Genomic DNA, 14,670 nt, shown 5'->3' on the forward strand with positions numbered 1-14,670 from the left:
CGCCTCAAGCTTCAGGCCTTGTGATGCTGTTCAACCCACTTGGCAAATTCGTCGATGAACTTCTGCAAAAACGGCCGGGTTTTCTCGGACAGCTTGCCGGACGCATCAAACGCATCGCCTGCGCCGCCCAGATAGGCTTCGGGCTGTTGCATGCACGGGACATTGAGAAACACCAGCGATTGACGCAAATGATGGTTGGCCCCGAAGCCACCGATCGCCCCCGGCGAGACGCTGATCACGGCTCCAGGCTTGGCATTGAAGACGCTTTGGCCATAAGGTCGGGATCCGACGTCAATGGCGTTTTTCAATACGCCAGGTACCGAGCGGTTGTACTCCGGGGTGACAAACAGTACGGCATCGGCCGGGCGGATCAGATCGCGAAAAGCTGTGTAGGGCGCAGGAGGCGGTGTCACATCAATGTCTTCGCTGTACAGCGCCAGTTCGCCAATCTCGACAATGTTCAGCTTCAAGTGCGCGGGAGCCAGTTCTGCGAGTGCCAGGGCCACCTTTCGATTCAGGGAGTCCTTCCTCAAACTGCCGACCAACACTGCCACGTTGTAGACCTTGCTCATAAAAAACCCCGAGTGTTTGGCGATAGGAAGACTAGTTATAGATGATCGGAGGCCTTTCTTGCACCCCGGTTCACCCTATCGGCTTGCAAGCCTGTAAAGTAGCCGGACTATTTTTTCCAAATCGTTAAACTTCCCCTACTGATCAACGGTCTACAGAACCGCAAATTGGGTGTTTATCTCCAGAGGTTCTCTACAAATGGCTGCAGTTCTCGTTGGGCAATTTCATGCAAGGGACGCGGAAGGTCGTGTCTATTCCGTGCATGAGTTTGAAAATTTAGATGCAACAGGCGACCAGCCCGTAACGACCTACAAACTGGCCATTGGCGATCGCGTCAAAAAGACTGATGACGACAACTTCGAGCTGGTGCAGTCGGGCGTCATTCTGATTCGCGAAACTGAATATGTCGCACCTGTAGTCCCGGTAATCCCTGCATAACCTGCTGCACTCGGCATACCGCTGAAGTCACAGGATGAGACTTGGGTCAGGCTTCACAACGCTGAAACCTCATCCGCTGAACATGGACTTCACGCATGCGCTTACGCCATATCGAAGTGATTCAGGCCATCTTGCAAACAGGCAGTCTCGAGCATGCTGGCGAGTTGTTGCAATTGCCAGTGGCCACTCTCAGTTCCACGCTGCATGACGCCGAGCAACAGCTCGGTTTCATGTTGTTTGCCAGCGTACGCGGACGCTTGCAAGCCAGCCGCGAAACCCTTCTGCTGCAACCCCTCGCCAATCAGCTGTATCTGGACTTCGAGCCGCTGCGCCGGTGTGCCGACGCCTTGCGCCAGCATCAGGAGCCTGTATTGCGCGTGGCCTGTAGCGAAACCCTGGCCCAGACCCTGCTGCCCTTCAGCATTGCGTTACTCAGACGCCGTTTTGCCGATACACCCACGAGCCTGAGCAGCGCGCCCTGCGCCGAAATCGCTCGCCGCTTGTTAATGGAGGAGTGTGATGTCGGCTTCAGCCTGCATCCGGCAGAACTGCCGGGCATCGAATGCCTCAAGCTGACGCAAGGCAAAGTGCAGTTACTGGCGCCCCACGGCTGGTTGGCACCCAAGCAAAAGTACATAGGCCTGCAAGATCTGGCTGGCCAGGCAATGATTGGGCTGCAACACCATGACCCGCTGAGCCGCGTACTGGACAGCAAGCTGCAAGCCTTGCGTCCGGCACCCGTGGTGCAGATTCAGGTACAGAATTATCAGATGATGCGCAGCATGGTGGAGGCTGGTGAAGGGCTGGCGCTGGTCGACCCGTTTACAGCCGCGGGCGCCAAAGCCGGCGGGCTGGATGTGTGTCCACTCTCGCCTGCGATCGCTGTGACGCTGTATGCGCTGACACGCAAGGACTCGCAGCCAGGCCCCGCGTTTCAGGCGTTGTTCGATATCGTGCGGCACAAGGCCGAGGCCTTACTGGCTGATCAGGGTGTGTTGGCGCTGTAGGTTGCCTGCAGGAGCGGGGTTGCTCGCGACAGCATCGCCTGCTCCTGCAACCTCAGCAGCGATTTTCAAACAACAGGTACCAGAAAATCGCCACCTCGCTGGTCTGCGGGTCAATCCCGCGATAACGCAGATGATCGATCCCCCCCACCTGATACCCACAACGTTCATACAGCCGGCAGGCGCCGATGTTGTTGTTCTGGGTTTCGAGCATGATGCCCGGCAGATTTTTCTTCAGGCTCCAGAACTTGACCACGTCCAGTAATGACTTGGCCACCCCATGGCGACGGGCACCAGCGGCGACAGCCAGCTCATCCACATGGGCAAAACCATTCCAGTTGGTGCTGACCACAACATGTCCGACCGGCTGTTTATCCAGATACGCCATGAAGATCGCGCTATCAGGCGCGCCCAGATAGCTTGCGAATTCGTCCGGGTCGATCCCGTAGCATTTGCGGTACGGCGTGACCATATCCAAAGGCCAGTGCTCGACCTTTTTATGCAGGTCGGCACGGGCATAGGCATTCACTTCAAAGCTGAAATCAGTGCCCCACACGTAGGGAGCAAAACCGTCATCAGCCAAACGCACAGAGACTTCCGGGTCCTTTGGATTCATAACCAGGTACATGAAAAATCCTTATTCGCGGGCAATATCCCCGGCGTCAATCTGAACTATTGCAGGGTCTGTCCTTTGGCTTCGAGGAGCTGGGTCCACAACGAAGGCCCACCTGCGGATTTGGCAATAGCTTCAAGCCGCGCCGCATGCTCGGCGAGGTCGCTTTCACTTGCACGAATAATCCGTCCTGGCTGGCGGTCCGCTGATAAACGGCGGATTTCGCTGGCCTGATTGCCTGAGCCTTCGCCGGAACCATTGCCGTCAGATGCATTACCGGCCAGCGACAGGCTTGTCTGGCCACCGGTCATGGTCAGGTAAACGTCTGCCAGAATCTCGGAGTCGAGCAGTGCGCCGTGCAGTTCGCGACCCGAGTTGTCGACGCCATAGCGTTTGCACAAGGCATCCAGACTATTGCGTTGCCCCGGGTGACGCGCTCGCGCCATCGCCAGGGTATCGAGGATGGTGCAGTGGCGGGTAATGTCGGCGCGGTCGGTCTGCCCGATCAGGGCAAATTCATTATTCAGAAAGCCGACGTCAAACGCGGCGTTATGAATGATCAGTTGCGCGCCTGTGATGAAGTCAAAAAACTCATCAGCGACTTCTGCAAAGCGGGGCTTGCCCACCAGAAACTCGTTGGTAATGCCGTGAACGCCAATTGCGCCCTCGTCACTCTCACGATCAGGTTGCAGATACACGTGAAAATGCCGACCGGTCAGACGGCGGCCCATCAACTCGACGCAACCGATCTCGATTACCCGGTGGCCATCGGTAACCGGCATACCGGTAGTTTCAGTATCGAGTACAACACTACGCATGCTTGATGCCCCTCATTTCGTCCACCCCGCGATTGGCCAGCTGGTCTGCACGTTCGTTGCCGTAATGGCCGATATGCCCGCGTACCCACTGCCATTTCACGGTGTGACGATTGACTTGCTCATCGAGCAACTTCCACAGGTCGGCGTTTTTAACCGGCTCTTTGGCGGCTGTTTTCCAGCCCCGTTTTTTCCAGTTGACCATCCACTCGGTGATGCCTTTCATCACGTACTGCGAGTCAGTCACCAGCAACACTTCACAGGGACGCTTGAGTTCTTCAAGACCACGAATCGCAGCCATCAGCTCCATGCGATTGTTGGTGGTAGCGGGCTCGCCGCCCCACAGCTCTTTTTCAACACCCTGGCAGACCAGCAAGGCACCCCAGCCGCCCGGGCCAGGATTGCCCTTGCAGGCACCATCGGTGAACATCTCAACGCTATCGCTCATTACAAACTATCCAGAAAAGGCTGCCCTGGCCTGCCAATCAAGGATCAGCAGCACCTGAGGCCGGGTGAACCCGGCCTGACATTAATTAAGGTTCAGTGTGACGCCGATTGACCTTGGCCATTTGCAAGGGAATCAGCTTGCCCATTGGTTCTCTGCGCATTGGGTTGACGGGACGCAAGCCCACTACCATTTTGCGCGCGACCAATACATAGAAGGCGCCGCCGGCCAATTGCCAGCTACCGGCCTTGCGCTCCCAGCCAGAAAATCGGCTTTGCCACGCTTTGGAGGCGAGCGGCGGACGATAGCACCCAAAGCGGCGTTTCTCCAGCGCAAAGCCCAGCAGGTTCAGCCAGTCGGCCACCCGCGAAGGTGAGATGCAACGGGCCTTGCCAAGAGCATCTTTGGCGAAAACATGGCGCAATCCCCAACTGCTCCAGGGGTTGATACCTACAATCAACAAATGCCCGCCGGGACGCACGCTACTGGCCGCTTCTCGCAGCAGACCGTGGGGCGACAGACAGAAATCCAGGCCATGCTGCAATACCACGACATCGGCAGCGTGCTCACATAAAGGCCAGGCCTGCTCTTCACAAATGATTTCGACCCCTGGCAGCGGAGCCCCAAGACGGACGTTGCGTTGCACTTGCGGTGCCTTGGGTGGGGTGTCTGCGCCTGGGCCGTAGTGCACCAGATAGCCGCCGAAATAGCGCCCCAGTTCCTCCTCGAGTACCCGCTGCTCGTCGTTAAGCAGCATTTGTCCAAGGGGGCCGGACAACCATTCACGCGCCGAACTGATCAGCGCCAGCCACTCAGGGTCTGCCTGAGCCAATGCTTTATCGGTCATTGCTCCTCCATCTCGCCATCTATCTATTACAAGACCCGGATCTGTTGCAGTTCATCGCGACTCGCCATGAAGCTGCAACAGACCCTAAGATGCGCCATTGTTTCGCACTTGGGAATTGCACCATGTTACAGATCGACGCCCTGCCCGCCTTCAGCGACAACTACATCTGGTTGTTACAGGACACGACTCACAAACGTTGTGCCGTGGTCGATCCGGGTGACGCCGCGCCTGTACTGGCCTGGCTGGCCCGGCACCCGGACTGGACTTTAAGCGACATTCTGGTGACCCATCACCACTTCGACCATGTGGGCGGTGTGGCTCAACTCCACGGGCACACTAATGCGAAGGTCTGGGGGCCGGCACTGGAGGACATCCCGGCCCGACAAGTGGCACTCAACGACAACGATCAAATCGAAATCCTGGGCCTGAAGTTCGATGTGCTTCTCGTGCCCGGCCACACCCTGGGGCACATTGCCTATTACCACGCTGACCCGTCGGCGCCTTTATTACTGTGTGGCGACACCTTGTTTGCAGCAGGTTGCGGCCGGTTGTTCGAGGGCACACCCGAACAAATGCACCTGTCTCTGAGCCGGCTGGCCGCACTGCCCGGCCACACTGGCGTGTACTGCACCCATGAATATACGTTGAGCAATCTGCGCTTCGCCCAAGCGGTTGAACCTAACAACCCGGATATTGCGGCCAGGGTCACTCAAGTCACTGAATGGCGGGCAGAAGGTCGCATCAGTTTGCCATCAACTATTGCCCTCGAATTGCTCACAAATCCTTTCCTGCGGGTCAACGAAACATCGGTTAAAGAAAAAGCTGACGAGTGGAACTCCCGCGACAATGACTCGCCCGGTGCGGTCTTTGCCAGCCTGCGCAGCTGGAAAGATAAGTTCTAAACCGGGTCGCGGTTGGCACAAAAATTCTGAACAGTTGACCGCGCCCCCCCTGCTTTCTAGAATCCCCCGACATTTTTGCCTGAACTATCTTCTAGCCAATGTCGTCATCTATAGGTAACTCCATCAATTCAGACACATTGACGCGCTTGGTAAAAGCCATCGCGGTGGCCGCGTCCGCCATTCTCGCGGGCTGCCAATCCATGGATCATTCGGCACAGCCAACCGAACGCGCCAGCCTTAAAATCACCAAGCGTATCCCTCAGGAGCCGCTCTGGCTCAGTGAAAAACCTGGCCCTGTTGCCCCACAAGATGTGTGGGAACGGATGCGCCAGGGTTTCAAGTTGCAAGACGGTCAGAACGTTAATCCGCGCATTGAACAGCAACGCTTGTGGTTTGCCAGCAACCCGTCGTTTCTCGAAAACGCCGGAGAGCGCGGCAGCCTCTATATCCATTACATTGTTGAGCGTCTCGAAGAGCGCAACATGCCGCTGGAACTGGCACTGCTGCCAGCCATCGAAAGCGCCTACAACCCTATGGCGTATTCACACGCCAATGCAGTCGGACTCTGGCAGTTCATTCCTTCAACAGGCCGTTACTTCAATTTGCGTCAAACCCGCGCCTATGACGGGCGACGCGATATAACAGCATCCACCATCGCCGCACTCGACTACCTCAACCGCCTTCACGACATGTTCAACGGTGACTGGCTGCTGGCTCTGGCCGCGTATAACTCCGGCGAAGGCACCGTTAGCCGGGCCATTGAACGTAACCAGAAACTCGGGTTGCCGACTGACTACTGGAACCTGCCCCTGCCGCAGGAAACCAAAGACTACGTCCCCAAATTACTGGCACTGTCCCAAGTGGTTCTGGCCCCCGAGGCCTATGGCATCAACCTGAACCCGATAGCCAACGAACCCTACTTCGAAGTAGTCGAAATCAAACAGTCCATGGACTTGTCACGCGTGGCAGCGCTGGCCGAGATCGACGAAGACGAGATGTTCCAGCTAAACCCTGCCTACAAGCAGCGCGCCACCATCGATGGCCCCCAGCATTTACTGGTCCCCACTTCCAAAGCGCAACTGCTGACAGCCAGCCTGTCCAACCTCAACCAGGAAGAGCTGATCAGCCTGCGCCCTAAAAAGCCGGTATTTGACAACGTTGCAAGCGCTTCACCAGCCAGGCTTAACCGCAAGTACCGGGTCAAGAGTGGCGACAACCTGACGCTGATTGCCAAAGCCAACAAGGTCAATGCCAAAGACCTGCAGCACTGGAACAAACTAAGCGGCAATAACCTCAAGGTCGGCCAGATTCTGGTCATGCAGGACACACGCAAGCCAACAGGCAAAAAACCTACGCAATACAAAGTCAAAAAAGGCGACTCGCTGTACATCGTTGCCAAGCGTTTCAACGTTGAAATGCAGCACCTCAAGCGCTGGAACCCGAGCAGCGCCAAAGCCCTTAAGCCAGGACAAATGCTGACGGTTTCCAAGCCTCGCTAAACACAGGCGGACAATACTGCGGGCAAGTTGTTTCCTACATAAATGTGAGAAACAACTTGCCCGTAGTGCTTTCCAGAGTGGCCTTTTTCCCGTAGATACAAGCTGTTACTGTACGGAAACCTTAAGCCCAACGCCTGGATCGGATCTCTTGCCTTGATGCGACCCCTCCTCCCGCTACTAATCAGCCTGGCCTTGAGCTTCCCCGCAAGCGCAACCCTGAGCGAAAGCCACGGTTATGCGCAGTTCGGCACCCTAAGGTATCCGGCCACGTTTACCCATTTCGATTGGGTCAACCCTGATGCGCCTAAAGGCGGGACGCTCAAGGTCATGGCGTTTGGGACCTTCGACACGCTCAACCCCTACACTTTCAAGGGCTCCAGCCCGGTGTCGACCGCAAATTTCCTGCAGTACGGGGTCAACGAGCTAAACGAAACCCTGATGGCAGGGACCGGCCAATATGCACCATCCGGCGATGAGCCGACCTCCAGCTACGGGCTGATCGCGCAATCAGTGGAGTACAACGAAGACCGCAGCTGGGTCGTGTTCAACCTGCGCCCCGAAGCCCGTTTTCACGACGGCACGCCGATCACCGCCTACGACGTTGCATTTTCGTACAACCTGCTGCTCAAGGAGGGGCATCCGCAGTACCGGACCAACCTTCAGGAAGTGCAGCGCGTGGATATCCTCGGGCCCAAGCGCATTCGCTTCGTGTTCAAGCGCGCGGGCAACCCGTTACTGATCTTGCGCTTGGGCGAGCTACCAGTCCTGCCACAGCACTACTGGGTAAACCGCGACTTTAAGGCCACCACCTTCGAACCTCCGCTGGGCAGCGGGCCGTATCGCATCACCAAAGTCACACCCGGCCGGCAACTGGTGTTCGAGCACGTCAAAAACTGGTGGGGGGCCAACCTGCCGGTCAACCGCGGCAAATACAATTTCGACAGGGTTGAAGTGGAGTTCTACCGCGACAGCGATGTTGCCTTCGAAGCATTCAAGGCGGGCGAGTTCGACATTTATATCGAACACCAGGCCAAGAACTGGGCCAATGGCTACAACTTCCCGGCAGTACGTCGGGGCGACGTGATCAAGACCGAAATCACTCACCAGATCCCGACGCAAACCCAGGGCCTGTTCATCAACAGCCGTCGCCCTGCTTTTGCGCAGGCCAAGGCCCGTGAGGCCCTGGGGCTCATGTTCGACTTTGAGTGGACCAACCGCACGCTGTTCAACGGCGCCTACAAGCGTGCCACCAGCTATTACCCCAACAGCGAGTTCTCGGCCAGCGGCATTCCACAGGGACATGAGTGGCTAATGCTCTCGCCCTGGCGCAGCCAGCTGCCCCCGCAACTGTTCAGTCAGGCCTTTGAGCTGTCGCAGACCGATGGCCGTGGTATTCCCCGGCACACCATGCGCCAAGCATTGGGTTTACTGGCTGAAGGTGGCTGGAAACTTTCAGGGCAGCGTCTGCTCGATAACGACGGCAAACCCTTACGGTTCGAAATACTGCTGGTAAACCCCAACCTTGAGCGCATCCTGCAACCCTATGTAGAGAACCTGGCCAGCATCGGCATCGATGCCCGGCTGCGCACCGTGGACCGCGCGCAATACAAGCAACGCCTGGATCAATTCGACTTCGACATGATCCTGATGACCCTGGATCAGACCTTGAGCCCCGGCCTTGAGCAGTGGCAGTACTTCCATTCCAGCCAGGCCAATGTCAAAGGCAGCAAGAACTATGCAGGCGTGGCGAACCCGGTGGTCGATAAACTGCTTGAACGATTGCTGGCAGCCCAGACACGCGAAGAACAACTGTCGGCAGGCCGGGCGCTGGATCGCGTTCTGCTGTGGCAGCACTACAGCATTCCTAACTGGTATCTGAATTACCATCGCCTGGCGTACCGCAACCGGTTCGCCTTCGTGACTACGCCGCCCTACACCCTGGGCCTTAGCGCATGGTGGCTCAAGCCTACGGAGAAAAACCAATGATGCCTTTGCGTACGCTGCTCAAACCTCTGACAGGCCTGTTGCTGGCCAGCCTTGCCTGCGCGGCACTGGCGGCCCCGCAACATGCATTGACGCTCTACGATGAACCACCCAAATATCCGGCCGGCTTCAAGCATGTCGATTACGTCAATCCGGACGCCCCCAAGGGCGGCACCTTCCGAAAGTCGGCACTGGGTACGTTTGACAGCCTTAACCCCTTTATCAACAAAGGCGTTCCGGCCGACGACATTGAGCTGACCTTTGACACCCTGACCCGCCAAACCCTGGATGAACCCTTTACGGCCTATGGCCTGATCGCCGAAAAAATCGAAAAGGCTCCGGACAACAGCTGGGTGCGTTTTTACCTGCGTCCCGAAGCCAGATTCAATGACGGTCACCCGATTCGCGCCGAAGACGTGGTGTTCAGCTTCGACACCCTGATGAAAAATGGCTCGCCGCTGTACAAGGGGTACTACAGCGATGTTGACCAGGCCATCGCGGAAAACCCGCTGCAAGTGAAGTTCACGTTCAAGCACAACAAGAACCGTGAATTGCCGCTTATTCTGGGTCAACTTCCCATTCTTCCCAAACATTGGTGGGAAAACCGCGACTTCGGCAAGGGTAATCTGGAAATTCCGGTAGGCAGCGGTCCCTATACCATCACCGAGATCAAGCCCGGGCGCTCTATTCGGTATGAAAGGAACAAGAACTACTGGGGCAAGGACCTGCCGATCAATAAAGGGCTGTACAACTTCGATACGATTACCGTCGATTATTTCCGCGACAACAGCGTGGCCTTTGAAGCACTCAAGGCCGGGCAGTTTGATTACTGGCTCGAGATCAGCGCCAAAAATTGGGCCGGCGCCTACAACGGTCCGGCATTCACCCAAGGCCGTCTGAAAAAAGAAGAAATTCGCAACCACAACCCCACAGGCATGCAAGGTTTTGTCTTCAACTTGCGCAAGCCAATGTTTCAGGACGCGCGAGTGCGAGAGGCGCTAAGCCTGCTGTTCGATTTTGAGTGGGCCAACAAACAGTTATTCAGCGGCGCGTACGCACGTACCGGCAGTTATTTTGAAAACTCGGAAATGGCCGCAAAAGCACCGCCCACTGCCGAAGAGCTGGCTATTCTGGAGCCCTTGCGCGGCCAGATCCCCGACCAGGTGTTTACCGACGTGTTCAAGCCCGGCGTCACCGATGCCAGCGGCATGATTCGCGACCAGCAGCGGCGTGCCTATCAACTGTTGCAAGACGCCGGATGGCGCATCGTCGATGACAAGATGGTCGACGCCCAGGGCAAGCCGGTCAAAATCGAGTTTCTGCTGGCACAGACCGAGTTTGAGCGAATCCTGTTGCCTTACAAACGCAACCTCAGTGACTTGGGCATCGACTTGCAAATCCGCCGGGTCGATCCTTCCCAGTACCTCAATCGCCTGCGCTCACGGGACTACGACATGATTGTCGGCAGTTTTCCGCAGTCCAGTTCCCCGGGCAGCGAGCAGCGTGAGTATTGGGAATCGCAAAGCGTCGACAAGCCCGGCAGCCGCAATTTCATAGGCCTCAAAGACCCGGCCATCGATCAACTGACCGAGGGCCTGATCAATGCCGAGTCCCGGCAAAGCCTGATCAACCATGCCCGCGCACTGGATCGTGTCTTGCAATGGGGCTTCTACGTGATCCCCAACTGGCACATCAAAACCTGGCGCGTGGCCTATTCAAACCATATTGGCCATCCCGCGGTTACCCCTATGTACGATATTGGTACCGCGACATGGTGGGTAAAACCTGACGCCAAACCCGTTACCCCCACTCAAACCGAAAGCGCAAACCTGGAGCCTTAAATGCTGGCGTATATATTCAGGCGACTGCTGCTCATCATTCCGACACTGTTCGGGATTTTGCTGATTAATTTCATCATCATCCAGGCGGCTCCGGGTGGGCCGGTTGAACAGATGATTGCCAAACTCGAAGGCTTCGATGGCGCCACCAGCCGTATCGCGGGCGGTGGCTCCGAGGTTTCGGTGGCGGGCTCCAACTATCGCGGAGCCCAGGGGCTGGATCCGGCACTGATCCAGGAAATCGAAAAGATGTACGGCTTCGACAAGCCCGCCCCTGAACGCCTGTGGATCATGATCAAGAACTACGCCCGACTGGATTTCGGCGAAAGTTTTTTCCGGGATGCCAAGGTCATCGACCTGATCAAGGAGAAGATGCCCGTGTCGATCTCGCTGGGACTGTGGAGCACCCTGATCATGTACCTGGTGTCTATCCCGCTGGGCATTGCCAAGGCCACGCGACACGGTAGCCAGTTCGACGTCTGGACCAGTTCGGCAATCATCGTGGGCTACGCCATTCCCGCCTTTCTGTTTGCCATCCTGTTGATCGTGGTCTTTGCCGGAGGCAGCTATCTGGACTGGTTTCCGTTACGGGGCCTGACCTCCAACAACTTCGAAGAGCTGAGCCTGGGGGGCAAGATTCTCGATTACTTCTGGCACCTGGCGTTACCCGTCACGGCACTGGTAATCGGCAACTTCGCAACCATGACCCTGCTGACCAAAAACAGCTTTCTGGATGAAATCAACAAACAGTATGTCGTCACCGCCAAGGCAAAAGGCCTGACCAACCACCGCGTGCTCTACGGCCACGTATTCCGCAACGCCATGTTGCTGGTGATTGCCGGTTTCCCGTCAGCCTTTATCGGGATTTTCTTTACCGGCTCATTGCTGGTCGAGGTGATTTTCTCGCTGGACGGCCTGGGCTTAATGAGCTTTGAAGCGGCGATCAATCGTGATTACCCGGTAGTCTTCGGCACCCTGTTTATCTTCACTCTGGTCGGGCTGCTGGTAAAACTGATCGGCGACCTCTCATACACCCTGGTTGATCCGCGCATTGACTTCGAAAGCAGGGAGCATTGAGATGAAACTGTCCCCCCTCAATCGAAGACGTTTTGAACGTTTCAAGGCCAACAAGCGTGGCTGGTGGTCACTGTGGATCTTTCTGCTGCTCTTCGGACTCAGCCTTGGCGCCGAGCTGATCGCCAACGATAAGCCGCTGGTGATCAATTACGACGGTGAGTGGTATTTCCCGGCACTCAAGCGCTACCCGGAAACGGATTTTGGCGGGGAGTTCCCGCTCGAAGCCAACTACAAGAGCCCCTATATCCGCGAACTGCTGGCCAAGAAAGACGCCTGGGTATTGTGGCCGCCCATCCCTTACAGCTATCAGAGCATTAACTACGATCTGAAAGTCCCCGCTCCCGCGCCACCCTCCGCCGAAAACTGGCTGGGTACCGATGACCAAGGCCGCGATGTGTTGGCCCGGGTGATTTATGGCTTCAGGATTTCGGTGCTGTTCGCCCTGACATTGACCATTTTGAGTTCGATCATTGGCGTGATCGCCGGGGCACTTCAGGGTTTTTATGGCGGTTGGGTCGACCTCGCCGGTCAGCGTTTTCTTGAAATCTGGTCAGGCTTGCCCGTGCTGTACCTGCTGATCATTCTTGCCAGTTTCGTACAGCCGAACTTTTGGTGGCTGCTGGGGATCATGTTGCTGTTCTCATGGATGAGCCTGGTCGATGTGGTGCGCGCCGAATTCCTGCGCGGACGCAACCTGGAATATGTGCGCGCCGCACGGGCTCTGGGTATGCAGGACATGGCAATCATGTACCGCCATATCCTGCCCAATGCGATGGTTTCGACCATGACCTTCATGCCGTTTATTTTGACTGGCGCCATTGGTACCCTCACCGCGCTGGACTTCCTGGGTTTCGGCCTGCCCCCGGGCGCGCCGTCACTGGGCGAGCTGGTTGCGCAAGGCAAGTCCAACCTGCAAGCGCCGTGGCTGGGCATCAGTGCCTTCGCCGTGTTGGCCATCATGCTCAGCCTGCTGGTGTTTATCGGCGAGTCCGCTCGCGATGCTTTCGACCCGAGGAAATGAGATGACGCAGAAAAATCTGATTGAAGTGCGTGATCTCTCCGTAGAGTTTGTAAGCGGGGAACAACCCCATCGTGTGGTGCAAGGCATCAGTTTCGACATCAAACGCGGCGAAACCCTGGCACTGGTAGGTGAAAGCGGCTCGGGGAAATCAGTTACCGCGCACTCGATTTTGCGACTGTTGCCCTACCCGCTGGCACGTCATCCCACGGGCAGCATCGTCTATGCCGGAGAGGATCTGCTGACTCTGCCGGAGAAAAAGCTGAGGCATATTCGTGGCAATCGCATTGCCATGATTTTCCAGGAGCCCATGACATCGCTGAACCCGTTGCACTGCATTGAAAAGCAAATCAATGAAGTGCTCGGCATTCACAAAGGACTAACCGGCAAGGCGGCCACACAGCGCACTCTGGAGCTGCTGGAGCTGGTTGGCATACCGGAGCCCCGCAAGCGTTTAAAAGCGCTGCCACATGAGCTGTCAGGGGGCCAGCGTCAGCGCGTGATGATCGCCATGGCCCTGGCGAACGAACCCGAACTCTTGATCGCAGACGAACCCACTACGGCACTGGACGTTACGGTGCAGTTGAAAATTCTGGAATTACTGAAGGAATTGCAGGCACGCCTGGGGATGGCGTTGCTCCTGATCAGTCACGATTTGAACCTGGTTCGACGAATTGCGCATCGGGTATGTGTCATGCAGCAAGGTTTAATCGTCGAACAGGCATCGTGTGAACAGTTGTTTCGTTCACCACAGCATCCGTACACCCGGGAATTGCTTAGTGCAGAGCCCAGCGGAGACCCTGCCAGGACAATCGCAGGGCCGCCATTGCTGGCAGTCGAGGACCTGAAAGTCTGGTTCCCGATCAAAAAGGGCCTGCTGCGCAAGACAGTTGATTACGTCAAAGCGGTCGACGGCATAAACTTCAGCCTGCTACAGGGACAGACCCTGGGCATTGTGGGAGAGAGCGGATCGGGCAAGTCGACACTGGGCCTGGCGATTTTGCGTCTGATTGCCAGCCAGGGTTTGATTCGTTTCGAAGACAAACGGCTAGACTGTCTGTCTCGTCAGGAAATCCGACCGCTGAGACGGGAAATGCAGGTGGTGTTCCAGGACCCGTTCGGCAGTCTCAGCCCACGCATGAGCGTCAGCGAGATTGTCGGTGAAGGTTTGCGCATTCACCGTATGGGCACCGCTGCAGAGCAGGAAATCGCAATTATTGAAGCCTTGCGAGAAGTAGGTCTGGATCCGGAAACCCGGCACCGCTACCCTCACGAGTTTTCAGGCGGGCAACGGCAACGGATCGCCATTGCCCGGGCACTGGTTTTAAAACCGGCGTTGATTCTGCTGGACGAGCCAACCTCCGCGTTGGACCGCACTGTACAACGTCAAGTAGTTGAGCTGCTGCGCTCACTGCAAGCCAAGTACAACCTGACGTATTTGTTTATCAGCCATGACCTGGCTGTCGTCAAAGCGCTTAGCCACCAACTGATGGTGGTCAAGCATGGCCAAGTGGTCGAACAGGGTGATGCGCAAAGTATCTTTGCCTCACCGCAACATCCATATACACAGCAGCTGCTGGAAGCCGCCTTTTTGGCGCCAGTGGCTGTCGATTAACCTGAT

14 protein-coding genes are annotated in these 14,670 nt (G+C 56.7%); 9 read left to right on the forward strand and 5 right to left on the reverse strand.

Features of this window, described 5'->3' with window-relative positions; all coding sequences use genetic code 11:
* Positions 1–11: 11 nt before the first annotated feature.
* Positions 12–572 (reverse strand): NADPH-dependent FMN reductase, encoded by a 561-nt coding sequence (locus AOC04_RS13625; protein ID WP_060694200.1) that lies wholly within the window; start codon positions 570–572, stop codon positions 12–14.
* A gap of 196 nt (positions 573–768) precedes the next feature.
* On the opposite strand from AOC04_RS13625, the gene AOC04_RS13630 reads away from it, so the two are divergent.
* Together AOC04_RS13630 and AOC04_RS13635 are read left to right on the forward strand one after the other, a co-directional pair.
* On the forward strand, positions 769–1,008 hold the full coding sequence (locus AOC04_RS13630; RefSeq protein WP_060694202.1) for a hypothetical protein: 240 nt from the start codon (positions 769–771) through the stop codon (positions 1,006–1,008).
* Positions 1,009–1,103: 95 nt separating this feature from the next.
* On the forward strand, positions 1,104–2,015 hold the full coding sequence (locus tag AOC04_RS13635; protein WP_060694204.1) for a LysR family transcriptional regulator: 912 nt from the start codon (positions 1,104–1,106) through the stop codon (positions 2,013–2,015).
* A 52-nt stretch (positions 2,016–2,067) separates the two neighbouring features.
* Here AOC04_RS13635 and AOC04_RS13640 read toward each other — a convergent pair whose 3' ends face one another.
* From AOC04_RS13640 to AOC04_RS13655, 4 genes are all read right to left on the reverse strand, one after another.
* Positions 2,068–2,640 (reverse strand): GNAT family N-acetyltransferase, encoded by a 573-nt coding sequence (locus AOC04_RS13640; RefSeq protein ID WP_060694206.1) that lies wholly within the window; start codon positions 2,638–2,640, stop codon positions 2,068–2,070.
* 44 nt (positions 2,641–2,684) lie between these two features.
* Entirely contained in the window at positions 2,685–3,443 is a 759-nt protein-coding gene (gene dnaQ, locus AOC04_RS13645) for a DNA polymerase III subunit epsilon (RefSeq protein WP_060694208.1), read from the reverse strand.
* Positions 3,436–3,888 (reverse strand): ribonuclease HI, encoded by a 453-nt coding sequence (gene rnhA / locus AOC04_RS13650; RefSeq protein ID WP_003441387.1) that lies wholly within the window; start codon positions 3,886–3,888, stop codon positions 3,436–3,438. Before rnhA ends, dnaQ begins: the two co-directional genes overlap by 8 nt.
* An 85-nt stretch (positions 3,889–3,973) precedes the next feature.
* Entirely contained in the window at positions 3,974–4,732 is a 759-nt protein-coding gene (locus AOC04_RS13655; RefSeq protein ID WP_060694210.1) for a methyltransferase domain-containing protein, read from the reverse strand.
* A gap of 122 nt (positions 4,733–4,854) precedes the next feature.
* Between AOC04_RS13655 and gloB the strand changes: the two genes are divergently transcribed.
* The 7 genes from gloB (at position 4,855) to AOC04_RS13690 (ending at position 14,664) form a co-directional block, all read left to right on the forward strand.
* The gene (gene gloB / locus AOC04_RS13660; RefSeq protein WP_060694212.1) at positions 4,855–5,634 is read left to right on the forward strand and encodes a hydroxyacylglutathione hydrolase; all 780 of its coding nucleotides are present in this window, start codon (positions 4,855–4,857) and stop codon (positions 5,632–5,634) included.
* A gap of 98 nt (positions 5,635–5,732) precedes the next feature.
* Positions 5,733–7,133, forward strand: coding sequence for a transglycosylase SLT domain-containing protein (locus tag AOC04_RS13665; protein WP_060694214.1), 1,401 nt, complete (start codon positions 5,733–5,735; stop codon positions 7,131–7,133).
* A gap of 156 nt (positions 7,134–7,289) precedes the next feature.
* Positions 7,290–9,119, forward strand: coding sequence for an extracellular solute-binding protein (locus AOC04_RS13670; RefSeq protein ID WP_060694216.1), 1,830 nt, complete (start codon positions 7,290–7,292; stop codon positions 9,117–9,119).
* Positions 9,116–10,957: an extracellular solute-binding protein gene (locus tag AOC04_RS13675; RefSeq protein WP_060694217.1), complete on the forward strand. Its 1,842-nt coding sequence runs from the start codon at positions 9,116–9,118 to the stop codon at positions 10,955–10,957. Before AOC04_RS13670 ends, AOC04_RS13675 begins: the two co-directional genes overlap by 4 nt.
* Entirely contained in the window at positions 10,958–12,031 is a 1,074-nt protein-coding gene (locus AOC04_RS13680) for a microcin C ABC transporter permease YejB (RefSeq protein WP_060694218.1), read from the forward strand.
* A gap of 1 nt (position 12,032) precedes the next feature.
* Positions 12,033–13,052: an ABC transporter permease gene (locus AOC04_RS13685; protein ID WP_060694222.1), complete on the forward strand. Its 1,020-nt coding sequence runs from the start codon at positions 12,033–12,035 to the stop codon at positions 13,050–13,052.
* A 1-nt stretch (position 13,053) separates the two neighbouring features.
* A complete protein-coding gene (locus AOC04_RS13690) occupies positions 13,054–14,664 on the forward strand; it encodes an ABC transporter ATP-binding protein (protein WP_060694225.1) in 1,611 nt (536 codons plus the stop codon).
* Positions 14,665–14,670 lie beyond the last annotated feature (6 nt).

This window comes from Pseudomonas versuta, assembly GCF_001294575.1.
GTDB classification, from domain to species: domain Bacteria; phylum Pseudomonadota; class Gammaproteobacteria; order Pseudomonadales; family Pseudomonadaceae; genus Aquipseudomonas; species Aquipseudomonas versuta.